This window comes from Sphingomonas sp. GW821-FHT10F11 (genome assembly GCF_058809095.1).
Window position 1 is genome coordinate 181,398 of the sequence record NZ_JBXASH010000001.1, and the last position, 15,297, is coordinate 196,694.

The window sequence follows — 15,297 nt, forward strand, 5'->3', positions numbered from 1 at the left end:
ACGCAAAGCTCCCCGCCGGCTCTATCTTTCTGGCGAGCGGCCGACATTCAGCATAAGATAATTGCGGACGAACGCAATTGTCCCACATTGCTACGTACCAAAAACAGATGTTTCACTGGCGACTCCGGCCGGTTAAGAAATTCTTACGGCGCACCCCTCGCGACCGTTTGGGGATTGTGACCTTTGCGCTTCGACGACAGTCTCGAAACGGTTCTCTCGGCAGACATGTCGACCCCGTTCGGCGCGCAATCGGCATGGCGACAACTGGTCGACCTGATCAGCCGCCGCCGCGTTCCCCCCGGGATCAGCGCCATCGCAAAACTCAAGGCGATTCGCCAGCATGTGCCGGCGCCGATTCGCGCCGCGAGCGCGCGCGGCGTTGCCTTTGCCGATCCGCCCGCCGCGCTCGTCCAGCTCTTTGCCGAAGACGACCTGGCCATCGCCGCGCCGGTATTGCGCACTGCCCGGCTACGCGCCGACGAATGGATCGAGATGCTGCCGGGCATGCCGCCTGCCGCCCGTTCCATCCTGCGCCATCGCCGCGACCTGCCGCCGGCGGTGAACCGCGCGCTGGAAAGCTTCGGCAGTGTCGATTTTGTGCTGTCGGCCGGACCGGTCGCCGCACCGGTCCAGATCGAAGAGCCTGTGCCGGTCGAGCAGGAAGCCGAGGCGATCGAGGCCCAGGCCGAGCCTGTCGAGATCCAGGCGGACGTGGAAGCGGCACTGCCCGAGGTTGCGGTCGAGGAGACGGTCGAGGAGACTGGGGCGCTCGATACCGCGGTCGCCGTGGAATCGATCGACTGGACCGATGTGCTCGGCCCGCTTCCCGCCAATGAGCCGGAGCCCGCGATCGCGGCTGCGCCGGAGCCAGAGGTCGTCGAGCCGGAAACGGTCGCCGAACCGGCAATCGTCGCGCCGCCCGAATCGACCTTCGTGTCGTTCGCCAGCGTTGCGCTCGGTCTACCGGTCGTCGCGGAAGCGTTGCGCCATAGCGAGGCTGAGGCAGAGCAGGCTCCCGTGGAAGCCGAATCGATTCTGGACACGTTGCCCGAGACGGAGGCCCTGGAGGCTGGGGAGGTCCCCGAGACTCCGGAAGCTGCCGAGACCGAAGAAGCCCCCCAGGTTCAGGAAGAGGCCGAGGCTTCGGGCCCGGGCGCCGAGGTGATCGAGTTTTCCGCCCTGCAGCCGCCGCCGGCCGAGGCATCGAGCGGCATGTTCCAGATCGCCGAACTGGTCGCGCGGATCGATGCCTATCAGCGCCAGCGCGAGGAAGCGCCGACGACCCCGATCTTGCCGGAGATCCAGCCCGAGCTGTTCGAGTTCGAATCGATCCAGGCGCGGAGCTTCCGGTTCGAGACCGATGCGTCGGGCATCGTTCGCTGGATCGAGGGTGCCGCGCGCGCGCCGCTGATCGGGCTTTCGCTCGATCTCGCCGCCGTGTCCGGAGGATCGCGGGTGGACGGTGCCGCCGCCGGGGCGTTCCGCCGGCGCGCCGGCTTCGCCAATGCGCGCCTGGTCGTCGATGGCGATTCGGACGCCGCCGGGCAATGGCGGATCACCGGCATCCCGGTGTTCGACCGCGAGAGCGGGCGTTTCACCGGCTATCGCGGGACGGCGCGTCGCCCCCGCCCCGACGAGACGGCCGATCCGCGCCCGATTCGCACCCCCGCCTCCGATGCGCTGCGCCAGCTCGTCCACGAGCTGCGCACGCCGACCAATGCGATCGCCGGCTTCGCCGAGATGATCGAATCGCAGATGCTCGGGCCGGTACCGCAAGCGTATCGCGCGCATGCCGCCGATATCCGCAACCAGGCGGGCAGCCTGCTGACCGCGATCGACGATATCGACATGGCGGCGCGGATCGAATCCAGGGCGCTCGACCTGCGCCCGGGCGAGGTGCCGCTGGTGCCGCTGCTCGAGCGGGTCGCAAGCGACCTGCTGCCGCTGGCGACTCTGCGCGGCACGACGATCGACATCTATACCGGCGGCAGCGACCTGGCGATTGCGGGCGACGACCGGGCAGTCGAGCGGCTGATCGCGCGGTTGATGGCGACGCTCGTGGCGTCGGGCGGACGGGGGGAGCGGATCGGCATCGCCGCGACGCTCGAGGCGGACGCCATGGTCGCGGTCGTGTTCGATCGGCCCGCCGCGCTGGCCGCCTATGCCGGCGACAGCCTGTTGACGATCGATGCCGAGACCGAGACCGAGGGCGATCGCGAGGGCGCCCCGCTGCTCGGTACCGGCTTCGCCCTGCGGCTGGCCCGCAACCTTGCCACCGAGCTGCGCGGCGCGCTCGTCATCGGTGACAAGGCCTTGACTTTGCGGCTCCCGGCCGCCGTTATCGAGAGCGTGGAGCAGGTTTCTTCAAGCTGATCGTGGACCAATCCACGCCTTTGCCGGGCGCGGTGACGGGATACCGCGTCCCCCCGCCGACCGCCGCCGATCTGATCGCCTGGCCCGAGGATTTCGGCACGCGTTTCACCGTCTTCGTGGATACCGAGGAGGAGTTCGACTGGGACGCGCCGCTCGATCGCGACAGTCACGGCCTGTCGCATGTCACTGCGATCCCTGCGGCGCATCGCCGCTTCGCCGAGCGGGGCGTGCCGCTGACCTATATGGTCGACTATCCGATCGCGACCGACCGCCAGGCGATCGACATGCTGCGCGAGGTGCTCGCCGATGGCGTGTCGGCGATCGGGACCCAACTCCATCCCTGGGTCAATCCGCCGTTCGACGAGGCGCTGACGCCGGCCAACAGCTTCGCCGGCAATCTTCCCGAGGCGCTGGAGGCGGCCAAGATCGATGCGCTGACCGAAGCGATCGCATCGGCCTTCGGCGCCGCGCCACGCGCCTATCGCGCCGGGCGCTACGGCATCGGCCCGGCGACGGCCGGGCTGCTCGCGGCACGGGGCTATGCGCTCGATAGTTCGATGCGGTCATCTTATCGCTACAGCGACGAGGGCGGGCCGGATTTCGGGGCAGTCGGCAACCATGCGTTCCGTGTCGGATCGATCATCGAGCTGCCCTTGACCACGGTCTTCACCGGGCTGGCGCGGCGCGGCGGGGTCGGCCTCTACAATCTGCTGGGGAAGCTGCCCAAGGGACGCGGGCTCTTCGCCAGGACTCATCTGCTTTCCCGTGTCGCACTGACACCCGAGGAAATGCCGCTGGCCGATGCGCTGGAGGCAGTGGCGGTCGCGGTGGGCGAGGGGGTGCGCCTGCTCAACTTCTCCTTCCATTCGCCCTCAGTCGCGCCCGGCCACACGCCTTATGTGCGGGATGCGGCGGACCTTGCCGCCTTCCATCACTGGTGGGACCGGATTCTCGGCGATCTGGAGCGGCGCGGCGTCGCGCCGGCATCGCTCGGACAGATCATCGACGCGGCGGCCTTGCCACCGAAGCTGACCCTCAGCTAACGAGCGGCTTGGTGGGGCCTGTAGCTCAACTGGTTAGAGCTGCCCGCTCATAACGGGTAGGTTGCGGGTTCAAGTCCTGCCGGGCCCACCAAGTTTCCCAGCGGACGGTCGATTCGGTCGGGGAGTGTTCATGGACAATCGGGTGGCGATCGTGACGGGCGCCGGAAGCGGCATCGGCCGCGCGGTGGCGCTTGCCCTGGGCGAGGCCGGGTGGCGCGTGGTGCTGGCCGGGCGGCGGCGTGAGACGCTCGAAGAGACGGCGACGCTGGGCGCTGGGTCGATGCGCGTCGTCCCTTGCGACGTGGTTGATGCGACGTCGGTTGATGCGTTGCTCGACTCGGCGATCGCCGAGTTCGGCCGGGTTGACCTGTTGTTCAACAATGCGGGCATCTCGGCGCCGCCGGTGCCGCTCGACGAACTGGCGGTCGAGGCGATCCGGTCGCTGCTCGACATCAATGTGCTCGGCAGCTTCCTGTGCGCCCGTGCCGCGATGCGGGTAATGAAGCGTCAGTCGCCGCAGGGCGGGCGGATCATCAACAACGGATCGATCTCGGCCGATCGGCCGCGCCCGAATTCGGCGCCCTATACGGCGAGCAAGCACGCCATCACCGGCCTGACCAAGTCGATCGCGCTCGACGGCCGCGCCTTTGGCATCGCGGCGGGGCAGATCGATATCGGCAATGCCGTCACCGAGATGAGCGCCGCGATGGGGCAGGGGGTACCGCAGCCCGACGGCAGCATCCGCGCCGAGCCGAGGATGGATGTCGGCCATGTCGCCCGCGCGGTCGTCCAGATGGCGGCGCTGCCGCTTGAGGCGAACATCCCCTTCATGACGATCATGGCGACCAATATGCCGCTGTTCGGCCGGGGATGACCGAGCGGCCTTGCGTCGCACCCCGGTCCAGCCTAAGCGACCCGTCCGTCGGGGAGTGGCGCAGTCCGGTAGCGCGCCTGCTTTGGGAGCAGGATGTCGCAGGTTCGAATCCTGTCTCCCCGACCATTATCCAGATATCTGGCCTATCCTTCGGCGCGGAGAACCCGGCCGCTTCGCTTCACCGTGAATCCGTCGACGAAGGTTTCGCGCATGACGATGCCGGCGGATTCCAGCCGCTGCCTGACCCGTCGCCGATCTTCAGCGTGCATTCGTGCGCCGAGATAGACGGAGGACACTGCATCGATTTCGAAACGGGCAGGTCCCGTATGGTCGGCGAAGAGCCGCCACTCCCGCTCATAGGACCATTTGAGGCTCTTCGTCGAAAGAATGGCTCGCGCCCTATCTTCCTGCCGGAGTGCAGCAGTGTGAAGATGATATGGCTTGTCGCCATAGATGATGCGCGACAGCGCGCAGGAGTCCGGCAGACCTTGCAGCAATTTTTCGAACGAATAACTCACGCAGATGCCGCGGAACCCGTCCGCATAATGCGCCCACATCAACTCGTTGTTCCAACTCTCGCAAAGCGAGGCGATTCCTGTCTCCATCTTTTCCCCGAAGAGCAGCCCTTCGACCCGCTGGTAATCCGGACGGTCGCGGACGCGACCGCTGGCGCGATAGAGTCCCTCCATCGGATCATTCATATCCTTGTATCGCGGGCAGAAGATGTATCGATTCTCTATCGCATCCAGCTCCCGGTCGAGCGCTGTAGGATCGAGACGAAGCTCATCCCCCACAAGCCGGGAGCGGAGGTTGCGATAACGATATAGTCGCAGCGGTCTCGCATAGATTTGAATGCTGGCCATGGCCGTGGTCCCCCGTCGTACATCAAGCCTGGTCTATGCGCCGCTTCGGCATTATTGCACCCGTAATTACACCCGTAATTTGGACTGATCTTGGGAATTGTGCTTCCCGGCACATCATCGCTTATGATCGCGCCGCGCGGCTTCCCTGCCTTGGAATGGATTGCCGTAGATCGACGTGCCATTAAGGTAGTGGCGTGAAGGCGATCCTCGGCATCCCCGCGCAGACCATCATGAACGTCATGGCCGGTCTTTCCGTGGCCGGGCTGATGCTGCCTGAAGCCGTCGCCTATGCGGGCATTGCCGGGTTTACGCCGGGACGCGCGATCCTTGCCGCGCTTGCCGGCGGCGTGGCCTATGCCCTGCTCGGCCGCAGCCGTTTCGCGATCGTCGGACCGACCTCGTCCTCGGCGGCCATTCTCGCGGCCGCCCTGGCGACCCTGCCGGGCAGCCCGGCCGAGCGCGGCGCCATGGCGACGGTGATGGTCGCGATCGTCGGGGCGCTGTTCGCGCTGATTGCCCTGTTCCGCCTCGGCAGCCTGTCGGCCTTCATCGCCCGCCCGGTCCTGCGCGGCTTCGCCTTCGGCCTGGCGATCAACATCATCATCCGCCAGCTGCCGCATTTGCTGGGACTGAAGCTCGCCTCGTCGTCCACGCTGGCCCTGCTGGCAGAGATCGCGGCGAATCTCGGCCGGACGAACGTCGCGAGCGTCGTGATCGGCGTGGTCGCGTTGGCGTTGTTGCTGGGCCTGCGCGCCACGACCCGGCTTCCCGCCGCGCTGATCGCCCTGATCCTGGGCGTCGCGGCGTCGCGGATGATCGACTTGCCGGCATTGGGTGTGGCCCCGGTCGGGCCGATCGATTTCGGCCTGTCCGTCTGGACCCTGCCGGACTTCAGTTTCGCGCGCTGGTCGCGCCTCGTACAGCTCGCCGTACCGTTGACGTTGATCTTGTTCGCCGAAAGCTGGGGTACCGTTCGAACGCTCGCGCTGCGCCATGGCGATTCGCTCTCCGCCAATCGCGAATTCGGTGCGCTCGCCGGCGCGAACCTGTTGTCCGCGCTGGTTCAGGGCATGCCGGTCGGGGCCGGCTTCTCCGCTGCGTCGGCCAATGAATCCGCCGGCGCGACGAGCCGGCTCGCCGCAGTCACGGCGCTGATCGCGCTCGCGGCGGCGGCCTTGCTGGCCGGCTCGACGATCGAGGCCCTGCCGCAGCCGCTGCTGGCGGCGGTGGTGATCGCGGTGCTTTCCCATGCCCTGTCGCCGGCACCGCTGACCCGGCTGTTCATGATCGACCGCGACCAGTGGATCGCGCTCGCCGCGGCATGTGGGGTGATCCTGTTCGGCGTGCTCGACGGGATGCTGATCGCGGTGGCGCTGTCGATCGGCGCACTGCTCAACCGGCTCGCCCATCCAGCGGTGAGCGAGCTTGGCTGCCTGAACGGCGGCCATGATTTTGTCGATCGGGCGCGCCATCCCGAGGCCCGGGCCGTGACTGGCATCGCGATCTTCCGCCCGAACGCGCCGCTTTTCTTCGCCAATGCCGAACAGTCGCTCGGCACCATCGCGACGAGAATATTGGCGCGTGCCGGCGATACCGACGTCGTCCTCAGCCTGGAGGAAAGCGACGATCTCGACAGCACCGCGCTGGAAGCGATCGCCGAGTTCGAAAGGCTGCTTGAGGCGAAAGGGCTGTCCCTGCATCTCGCGCGGGCGCATGATCGCGTTCGCGACGTGCTGGTGGCGGCCGGGTTCGATCGCCTGGCGCACGGCGCGTCGTTCAGCGTCGCGGATGCCGTGCGCGCCGTGAAAGAAAATCGCGGTGTTCAGCCCGGGCGTAAGGCCGAGTAACGATAGAGTTAAACTGGATTGAATACGTGCAGGCGCATGAGGGAGAGATGCTGCCTGCTCCATGACATGTATATTCAAAATGGAGAAGGCTGGACTCCATTAAGCCCGGAAAGAGGAATATAGGGATACGGTCATGATCGACCGATCACACCTGTAGGGTGCGATCAAGATGTATTTGGCTTCTTCCTATGCGTCAGGGGATGCGAAATGAGCCGATCCACATCGACCGATGTCACTGGCCATCTCCGGTCGGCCCGGGCGCGGCTGTTGCGGATCGTGACGGCAGCGCTGGTTTGCGCCGCGTTGATCGCAGCTCCGGCCGGCGCGCAGAGCGTCGGGGACATCGCATCGAAAATGACGATCGCGAATTCGAAAGCAAGCATTGCAATCAGCGCGGCAAACACGGCCAATGGCGCGGCTGGCGCCGATATCCTGCCGGCAAAGCTGGTAAGCAAGACGCAGGCCGCCTCGGATAAAATGCAGGAAACAGCGGATGCAATGCGGCAAGTAGTTTCCGCGATCAGCTCCTATGTCGCCGCCGCCATTTCGGCGACGCCCGAGGAGTACCGGCCGGCGATGTATGAACTTCTTCAGCCCCTAGTGCAGAATGCGGTGGCATGGAGTAGTCAGGCCGCCGCATGGGATGCTGCGGCGCAGGCATGGTCGGGGGGAGCTCAAGGCTTGGGCACGTCAGACATGCCCTCGACACAGGCGGGCGGAGGCGGGGGAGGCGGCGTCGGGGTATCGGGCGTCGATGCGACCTTGGAAGCGATCAGCGCTGCTGTCGCCACTGCGGCATTGGGCGCGCCGAGCCCGCCCATACCCGTCAGCCCTTGACGCTCACTGAGCGAATTCCCCGCCGGGCCCGGCCGCTGACATGTTCAGGCAGGTGCCGCGCCGTGCCCGCCCTTGCGCGGGATCAGGTGCAGCACCGCGACGATCACCCCGCCGACGATCATGCCGACCACCGCCGATCCGAGCGCGCCGGCCAGCCATTCGACCAACCCTTGCGCCACAGGCGAGGCATGGCCGACCGCCTTGGCCGCATCGTGCAACCCGTGCGAGATCATGCCGAGGCCGAATTCCTCCAGCCCGTGCACGATGAACCCGCCGCCGACCCAGGCCATCGCCGCGACGCCCAGGGTCGACAGGCCTTCGAGCAGGAGCGGCATCGCCTTGACCAGCCCGCGGCCGAGCGCGCGGACTCCCGCCTGCTTCCGCTGGGCGAGGTGAAGGCCGATATCGTCCATCTTCACGATCAGCCCGACCACGCCGTACACGCCGACCGTGATGGCGATGCCCACCGCGGCGAGCACCACGCCCTGCATCACCACCGATTGCTCGGGGATGTCGGACAGGGCGATGACCATGATCTCGGCGGACAGGATGAAATCGGTGCGGATGGCACCGCCGACCTGGCGTTTCTCCAGCTCCGCCGGGTCGTGGATATCGGCGACTTCCTCGGCATGATGGGTGCCGGTGACGGCTTCGAAGATCTTTTCGGTCGCCTCGAAGCAGAGATAGGCGCCGCCGATCATGAGCAGCGGCGTGATCGCCCAGGGCAGGAAACTGCTGAGCAGCAGGGCGGCGGGCAGCAGGATCAGCAGCTTGTTGCGCAGCGAGCCGATCGCGATCCTGGCGATGATCGGCAGCTCGCGATCGGGTGTCAGGCCGACGACATAGCGCGGGGTGACCGCGGTATCGTCGATCACCACGCCCGCCGCCTTCACGCCCGCCCGGCCTGCGGCAGCGGCGACGTCGTCCACCGAGGCCGCGGCTAGCTTCGCGATCATCGCGATATCGTCGAGCAGCGCTACCAGGCCTCCGGGCATTCGATCACTTTCGGTTGATGGTGTCGATCGCTGGTATCGCATTCGGCGCGAAGTGCCAGAGGATCCCAAAGGATCAAGGCACCGCGATATCGAAATGCAGCACGTCCTCGCGCGCACCCAGCTTCGTATAGAGCGCGATGGCGGCATCGTCGCCATGATCGGCCTGGACGAAGATGACATAGGCGCCGCGCCGGGCGGCGATCTGTCGCAGATGCTCGATCAGCGCGGTGGCGATGCCTTCGCGGCGATGAGCCTCGGAAACGGCGAGGTCGTAGATATAGATCTCGCTGCGTTCCTGCTCGAATTTCTGCAGCTCATAGGCGACGAGACCGCCGACGACCGCGCCGTCCCTCACCGCGGCGAGGGCGAAGAAATGGTCGCTGCCGAGCAGGCGGCGGAGGTAATCCGGGCTCGGCCGTTTCGCGGCATAGGTTTCTGCGTCCTCGAACGCCTCGCCGAACGTGTCGAGCAGGGCGTCCATCAAGGCGAGATCGCCGGAGGCAAGGTGGCGAATGGTCGCGGGCATCAGGCCTGCTCCATGTCCGACGGTTCGATCGTCGCGATCAGGCGAAATTCCTCGCACCAGAGCAGCATGCCGGGCTCGAACCCGCCGTTTCGGGTGAAGTAACGCTGATGGGCATCGCGCCAATAGTCCAGGCTGCGATCGCCTTCGCCTTCCTTCACGGCGAACTCCGCCTTCACCTCGGAAAAAGCGAGCTGACGAAGCGTGACGGTCTCGATCACCGCGCGCGGACGACCGCGCCCGTCGCAGGCGACCATGCGCTTGCCGATCTCGGTGAGCTGACCGTCCCGCGCCGCCCAGCAGGTCCCGGTCTTGATCCCCGCCAGCACCAGCGCGAGCAGGGCGTTGGCGAGTTCCGGGCTGTCGCCGAAGGAGAAGCGCTCGAGATCGCTGATATCGGCTTCGGTGAGGGTTTCGGTCATGAGCCGACCGTAACAGGAGAGGGACGCCGAAAAAATGGTTCCCCGTCGAGGATTCGAACCTCGATGGCGGCAGTCAAAGTGCGAGTCCTGCCCTTGGACGAACGGGGAATGGCACCAGCGGCAGGAGTCGAACCTGCTGGCGTCGGTTTTGGGGACCGGGCCGCGCCCACGCGCTCGCTGATGTGGTGCCAGATGATGGAATCGAACCATCGCCGCGCGGATCTTCAACCCGCCGCTCTACCGCTGAGCTAATCTGGCATGAGGGATTGGCTGACCGTGCAGGAATCGAACCTGCCGTAAGCCGATTAACAGTCGGCCCCGTCCACCTTGTTCGGCTACGGTCAATTGGTTGCAGTGACTGGGATCGAACCAGCGACCTAAGGCTTATGGACCCCCTGCTCTACCTCTGAGCTACACTGCAAAGCAGTGAAGCGAACGCAGCTTCACCAATTGCTGGTAAATCGTTGCATTCGATTGAGGGAGCGTATCTGTCGCATGCGCGGGCCATTAGCGAAGAGTTTGGTTGATCGCAACTTCCATTTCAAATAGCGATATCCGGCGCGGCGCCCAGTGGCGCAGCTCGTGCCCGTAGATGTCGAGATCGATGAGCGGAAACCTGTTCGGGAGAGCGGAAATGTCTCGTGCCCTTCTGCCGGTTGTCCTTGGCGCCCTCTTCATTTCCGCCGCCGCCGACGCGGCGAGCGCGCCGCGCGAGAGCTGGGGCAAGGCGGGTGTCTCGCTCGACCGGTATCGCGAGGATGCGGTGCTGTGCGGGCGCCAGGCCTATTATCTGGACGTGTCGGACACCCCGGCAGCAAAGGCGCTGGTGAGGGCGTCGAGCCAGATCGACAATCTTGCCTCGAACATCAACGAGACGGCTTCTCAGCCAATGTCGGGAGCCGAGGCGATCGTCATGGCGGTGCAGGGCGCACGTCCGGAGCAGCGTTTCCGCGAGATCGCCGCGCTGCAGAAATCCACTCTGGAGAAATGCCTGACCTCGCTCGGCTATGTCCGCTTTCGCCTGACCGAGGATCAGCGGCATCATTTGGAAAAACTGCGCGCGGGCACGCCCGAGCGCCACGCCTATCTCCACAGCCTTGCCAGCGACCCGAAAATCCTGTCGACGCAGCATGGCTGATCGAGAGGAAGAATGATGATCAATGTCGGGGTGATCGGGTTCGGGCTGGCCGGCGCGAGCTTCCATGCGCCCCTGGTCGATGCGGTCGAGCGGCTGAAGCTCGCGGGCGTAGTCACCTCGCGCAAGGATGAGGTCGCCAGGGCCTTTCCCGGCGTTGCGGTGGTGCCGACCGCCGAGGCGTTGATCGCGGACCCGTCGATCGGCCTGATCGTGATCGCGACGCCCAACGAGCTGCACGCCCCGCTGGCCAAAGCGGGGCTGGAGGCGGGCAAGCATGTCGTGATCGACAAGCCCTTCGCGGTCGACCCGGCCGACGGCGCTGCGCTGATCGAGCTGGCGACGGAGCGTGGGCTGGTGTTGTCGGTGTTCCACAACCGCCGCTGGGACGCGGATTTCCTGACGGTGCTCGACGTGCTGGGCGGCGATGCGCTGGGCGAGGTGATGCTCGCCGAGCTGCGCTGGGACCGGTTCCGCCCGGCGATCAAGCCCGGCTGGCGCGAGGCGGCGGTGGGGCAGGGCGGCGGCATGCTCGCCGATCTCGGACCGCATCTGATCGACCAGGCGCTGCAATTGTTCGGCACGCCGGAGGCGGTCACCGCCGATGTAGCGGCGCAGAGGCGGGACGTGGTGGTCGACGATTATTTCGAGCTGACCCTGCACTACGGCGCGCGGCGCGTGATCCTCTCCGCCTCGACCCTGGTGGTGGCGCCGCGACCGCGCTTCGCGCTCCACGGGAGCGCGGGCAGCTTCGTGAAACACGGCCTCGATCCGCAGGAAGCCATGCTGCGTGCCGGCGCGAGCGCCAACGATGCCGGGTATGGCGAGGAAGCGCCCGAGGCGTTCGGCACGCTGACGCTGGCGGATGGCCAGCCCGAACTGGTGCCCTCGATGCGCGGCGACTGGCGGCGTTTTTATGAGGGAGTGGCCGATGCGATCCTCGATGGCGCCCCGCTGCCGGTCGATCCGGCCGATGCGCTGATGGGGCTGAAGCTGATCGCGCTGGCGCGGCGGAGTGCTGCCGAAGGGCGGAAATTGCCCGTCTGATCTAGACCCGGCCAGTCCTCAGCGCCCGCGCCCAGTCGGGGCGGCCATGCGCTTCCGCATCCTCGGCCGCGCCTTCCCAATCATAATCGACCGCGAGCAGTTCGACCGACCATCGCCCCGCCGCCCGGGTGACGATGGCATAGCGCGCATGGGGCGATCCGCTCTCGACGACATGGGGAAAGGGACGGTCGTCGTCATAGGCGGGGAGCCCGACGCTTCCCGGGTTCACGATGAGGCGCCCGTGCGGAAGGCGGAGCGTTCGGGGCAGATGGGTGTGGCCGCACAGGATCAGTGCCGCATCCGTATCGCCCGCGCGCTGTTCCACCTCGGCGAGCGTCGCTTCGCGCAGCCCGTTCTCGGTGACGGTCTCAAGGAAATAGGTCAGGTCGCTGTCGGGCGTTCCGTGGACCAGCAGCACATCGTCGGTGACATGGATGCTTGTCGGCAGGCCGCCCAGCCACGCGAGCTGGTCGGGGCGTAGCCGTTCAACCGTATAGAGATCGGACTGGCCCATGCGGTCCCGTGGCAATGTCACCAGCTGCCGCTCATGATTGCCCCTGATGGTCGGCAGCGCCAACGGCATCAGCCGGTCCGCCGTCTCGCTCGGGAACAGGCTGCCCGAGCAGATGTCGCCCAGATTCACGATCAGGTCGACCCCGCGCGCCGCGATATCGGCGAGCACGGCATCGAGCGCGGCCACATTGCCGTGAATGTCCGAGATGACGGCGATCCTCATCGTCGCCGATTAGCCAACCGGCATCCTCCGCGTAACCCCCGATGCCCGAATGGGTTCGGTCGGCCTGCTCGCGCCACCCGACCGAGCCGATTCAATATAAATCGGCGCTGCCCTATCCCATTGGCGGATTCCCCTTCCGGAGGCAGTGAGCAGTCCTCATCATGCCACTCGCAAAATTCTATACTTACGAGTTATCTGTCGGGTGCGAACGACCATGTCGCTGGCGCGCCTGGTATGAGCACGGGAAATTACCACGGACCAGCCGTGAGTTTTTTACTGGAGCACTATTTGTTGGACGCGATTCTGCTCCCTTCGCTGGTGGGTCGCATAAATCGCGACTGAGCGAATCCCGTCTTGAAGATCATTTCGACGATGATGTCTGGTACTTCTCCGATACTCAGTCACCTGCCTCGATTTGGCGACCATCCCACCGGCAACACCCGTGCCGGGAGCCGAATCCGTATCTTTTGCGCAATTTCGCGGGAGGAAGCGCCAAGTATAACGTCGTAACTTCCCGCCGCGATGCGCCATTGATGCCCGGCCTCGTCCCAGGTCGCGAGCAGGCGCGGATCGACCTGCACGGTCACCTGCTTCGAGGCGCCGGGCGCCAGCGCGACCTTGGCGAAGCCGCCAAGCCGCTTCGGCGCCTCCCAGCCGGCACCCGCCACATAGATCTGCGGCACCGCCTTGCCCGTGACCTTGCCGGTGTTGCGCACGGTGAAGCGTACGCCGATGCCGCTGCCGGAGGGCGCGGCGCTGAGTCCGGCAAAGGAGAAGCTGGTGTAGGAAAGCCCATGGCCGAAGGCGAATTGCGGATCGAGGCCCTTCGAATCGTACCATTTATACCCGATTGCCGCGCCCTCGGTGTAATTCGTGTCGCGCTTGTTCGGCTCGGCCGGGTGGGGCAATTGATCGAGGCCACGCGGGAAGGTCGCGGGCAGGCGGCCCGACGGGTTGACCTTGCCGAACAACAAATTGGCGATCGCCGTGCCGCCCTCGGTGCCGGGATACCAGGCCGCCAGCGCGGCACCGACCCGGTCGATCCAGGGCGTGAGGATCGGGCCGCCGGTCTCCATCACCACGACCGTCTTCCGGTTCGCGCCGGCGACCGCTTCGACCAGCGCATCCTGATGGTCGGAGAGAGTCAGCGGCACGTCGAACGCTTCGCCCGCCCATTGCGTGACGAACACGATCGCGACGTCGCTGTCGCGGGCCAGCGCCGCCGCGGCCGCCGGATCGCTGCCGTCGGCGAAGCGCACCATGGCGCCCGGCGCCTGCTTCGCGATCGCGGCGAGCGGCGAGGACGGGTAATACATGATCGGCCCCGGCCAGCTCGTCGGCGTCAATCCGGGCACGGCGTTGCCGCCCTTCGGATAGACCAGAGACGATCCGCCGCCCGCGAGCACACCCTTGTCGGCATGCCCGCCGATCACCGCGATCCGCTTCGTCGTGGGCGACAAGGGGAGGATCGCGGCAGCATTCTTGAGCAGGACAATGCCTTCCTCGGCGTCCTGGCGCGTCACCACGGCGTGCGCGGCATGGTCGATCGGGGCCTCGGCGACGGGAAACTCGAACAGGCCGTGCGCGATCATCGAACGCAGGATGCGCGTGACCATCGCATCGAGCTGCGCGTCGCTCACTCCGCCGCTGGCGATCGCCTTGGCGAGCGGCTCGCCGAAATAGGGCGCGTCGTCGAACGGGAAGCCCGATTCCTGGTCCAGGCCGGCCTTCACCGCCTTCGCCGTGCTGTGCGTCGCGCCCCAGTCGGACATGACATAGCCCGGCCATTTCCAGTCCTTGCGCAGCACCTGGTTCAGCAGGAAATCATGCTCGCAGGCATGGGTACCGTTGATCCGGTTGTAGGAGCACATCACCGAGCCCGGGTTCGACCGCTCGATCGCGAACTGGAAGGCGAGCAGGTCGGACATACGCATCGCCGCTTCGCCGAGGATCGAATTGCCCGCGAAGCGATCGGTCTCCTGATCGTTGATCGCATAATGCTTCACAGTCGAGATGATGTGATTCGACTGGATGCCCGCGATCTGCGCGCCGACCATCGTGCCGGCGAGCAGCGGATCCTCCCCGCCATATTCGAAGTTCCGGCCGTTGCGCGGCTCGCGCATCAGATTGACGCCGCCTGCCAGCATCACGTTGAAGCCGGAATGGCGCGCTTCCTTGCCGATCATCGCGCCGCCGGCAAAGGCGAGCGCCGTGTTCCAGCTCGCCGCAGTGGCGAGGCCCGAGGGCAGGGCGGTCCGCTCGCGCTTCACCGCCGCGCCGCCCTGGGTCGCGACACCGACTCCCGCGTCGGTCTGCCATTGCGGCGGAATGCCCAGGCGCGGGATGCCGGGGACATAACCCGCGGAACCGGGGCGCGATCCCTTCGGCGTGAGGAATTTCTTCGACGGAAAATCGGTGCCGAAATAGCCGAACACCAGAGTCAGCTTCTCGTCGCGGGTCATCCGCCTGACCAGCGCGGCGGCGCGGTTGTCCGGAGAGGGCGCAGCGGCCCGGGCCTTTTTGGGCGCGGCGGCGATCGGCGTGCCTGCACTCGTCAACAACGCGACCATCAAGGCCGCTCCACAGGCACGCTTCATCGTCT

13 protein-coding genes and 7 tRNA genes are annotated in these 15,297 nt (G+C 66.3%); 9 read left to right on the forward strand and 11 right to left on the reverse strand.

Going from position 1 to position 15,297, the window contains the following annotated elements:
• Nucleotides 1–225: 225 nt before the first annotated feature.
• The 5 genes from AC1RT8_RS00850 (at nt 226) to AC1RT8_RS00870 (ending at nt 4,416) form a co-directional block, all read left to right on the forward strand.
• A complete protein-coding gene (locus tag AC1RT8_RS00850; RefSeq protein WP_493073302.1) occupies nt 226–2,373 on the forward strand; it encodes a sensor histidine kinase in 2,148 nt (715 codons plus the stop codon).
• Between the two features lie 2 nt (nt 2,374–2,375).
• Complete coding sequence (locus AC1RT8_RS00855; protein WP_493073305.1) at nt 2,376–3,416, forward strand: polysaccharide deacetylase family protein; 1,041 nt, start codon at nt 2,376–2,378, stop codon at nt 3,414–3,416.
• A gap of 14 nt (nt 3,417–3,430) precedes the next feature.
• Nucleotides 3,431–3,507, forward strand: a tRNA-Ile gene (locus AC1RT8_RS00860).
• 39 nt (nt 3,508–3,546) lie between these two features.
• A complete protein-coding gene (locus tag AC1RT8_RS00865) occupies nt 3,547–4,290 on the forward strand; it encodes an SDR family oxidoreductase (RefSeq protein ID WP_493073307.1) in 744 nt (247 codons plus the stop codon).
• Nucleotides 4,291–4,339: 49 nt separating this feature from the next.
• Nucleotides 4,340–4,416 (forward strand) — tRNA-Pro (locus tag AC1RT8_RS00870).
• Nucleotides 4,417–4,433: 17 nt separating this feature from the next.
• Here the strand turns inward: AC1RT8_RS00870 and AC1RT8_RS00875 are convergent.
• Nucleotides 4,434–5,153: a DUF2971 domain-containing protein gene (locus tag AC1RT8_RS00875; protein WP_493073309.1), complete on the reverse strand. Its 720-nt coding sequence runs from the start codon at nt 5,151–5,153 to the stop codon at nt 4,434–4,436.
• Nucleotides 5,154–5,347: 194 nt separating this feature from the next.
• Between AC1RT8_RS00875 and AC1RT8_RS00880 the strand changes: the two genes are divergently transcribed.
• Nucleotides 5,348–7,000, forward strand: a complete 1,653-nt coding sequence (locus AC1RT8_RS00880) for a SulP family inorganic anion transporter (protein ID WP_493073313.1) — start codon at nt 5,348–5,350, stop codon at nt 6,998–7,000.
• A gap of 207 nt (nt 7,001–7,207) precedes the next feature.
• Complete coding sequence (locus AC1RT8_RS00885; protein ID WP_493073318.1) at nt 7,208–7,837, forward strand: hypothetical protein; 630 nt, start codon at nt 7,208–7,210, stop codon at nt 7,835–7,837.
• Between the two features lie 44 nt (nt 7,838–7,881).
• Here AC1RT8_RS00885 and AC1RT8_RS00890 read toward each other — a convergent pair whose 3' ends face one another.
• The 8 genes from AC1RT8_RS00890 to AC1RT8_RS00925 form a co-directional block, all read right to left on the reverse strand.
• Nucleotides 7,882–8,832, reverse strand: coding sequence for a DUF808 domain-containing protein (locus AC1RT8_RS00890; RefSeq protein ID WP_493073322.1), 951 nt, complete (start codon nt 8,830–8,832; stop codon nt 7,882–7,884).
• Between the two features lie 73 nt (nt 8,833–8,905).
• Nucleotides 8,906–9,358, reverse strand: a complete 453-nt coding sequence (locus AC1RT8_RS00895; RefSeq protein ID WP_493073326.1) for an AAC(3)-I family aminoglycoside N-acetyltransferase — start codon at nt 9,356–9,358, stop codon at nt 8,906–8,908.
• The gene (locus AC1RT8_RS00900) at nt 9,358–9,777 is read right to left on the reverse strand and encodes an ASCH domain-containing protein (protein WP_493073331.1); all 420 of its coding nucleotides are present in this window, start codon (nt 9,775–9,777) and stop codon (nt 9,358–9,360) included. Before AC1RT8_RS00900 ends, AC1RT8_RS00895 begins: the two co-directional genes overlap by 1 nt.
• Nucleotides 9,778–9,812: 35 nt before the next feature.
• A tRNA-Gln gene (locus AC1RT8_RS00905) sits at nt 9,813–9,885 on the reverse strand.
• A gap of 1 nt (nt 9,886) precedes the next feature.
• Nucleotides 9,887–9,959, reverse strand: a tRNA-Trp gene (locus AC1RT8_RS00910).
• A gap of 1 nt (nt 9,960) precedes the next feature.
• A tRNA-Phe gene (locus AC1RT8_RS00915) sits at nt 9,961–10,035 on the reverse strand.
• Between the two features lie 9 nt (nt 10,036–10,044).
• Nucleotides 10,045–10,121 (reverse strand) — tRNA-Asn (locus AC1RT8_RS00920).
• Between the two features lie 2 nt (nt 10,122–10,123).
• Nucleotides 10,124–10,198 (reverse strand) — tRNA-Met (locus AC1RT8_RS00925).
• A gap of 213 nt (nt 10,199–10,411) precedes the next feature.
• On the opposite strand from AC1RT8_RS00925, the gene AC1RT8_RS00930 reads away from it, so the two are divergent.
• Nucleotides 10,412–10,915, forward strand: a complete 504-nt coding sequence (locus AC1RT8_RS00930) for a hypothetical protein (RefSeq protein ID WP_493073335.1) — start codon at nt 10,412–10,414, stop codon at nt 10,913–10,915.
• A 12-nt stretch (nt 10,916–10,927) separates the two neighbouring features.
• Complete coding sequence (locus AC1RT8_RS00935) at nt 10,928–11,959, forward strand: oxidoreductase (RefSeq protein WP_493073339.1); 1,032 nt, start codon at nt 10,928–10,930, stop codon at nt 11,957–11,959.
• A gap of 1 nt (nt 11,960) precedes the next feature.
• On the opposite strand, the gene AC1RT8_RS00940 is transcribed toward AC1RT8_RS00935, so the two are convergent.
• Together AC1RT8_RS00940 and AC1RT8_RS00945 are read right to left on the reverse strand one after the other, a co-directional pair.
• Entirely contained in the window at nt 11,961–12,695 is a 735-nt protein-coding gene (locus AC1RT8_RS00940) for a metallophosphoesterase family protein (protein WP_493073344.1), read from the reverse strand.
• A 401-nt stretch (nt 12,696–13,096) separates the two neighbouring features.
• Nucleotides 13,097–15,265, reverse strand: a complete 2,169-nt coding sequence (locus AC1RT8_RS00945) for a beta-glucosidase (protein WP_493073348.1) — start codon at nt 15,263–15,265, stop codon at nt 13,097–13,099.
• Nucleotides 15,266–15,297: the final 32 nt, after the last annotated feature.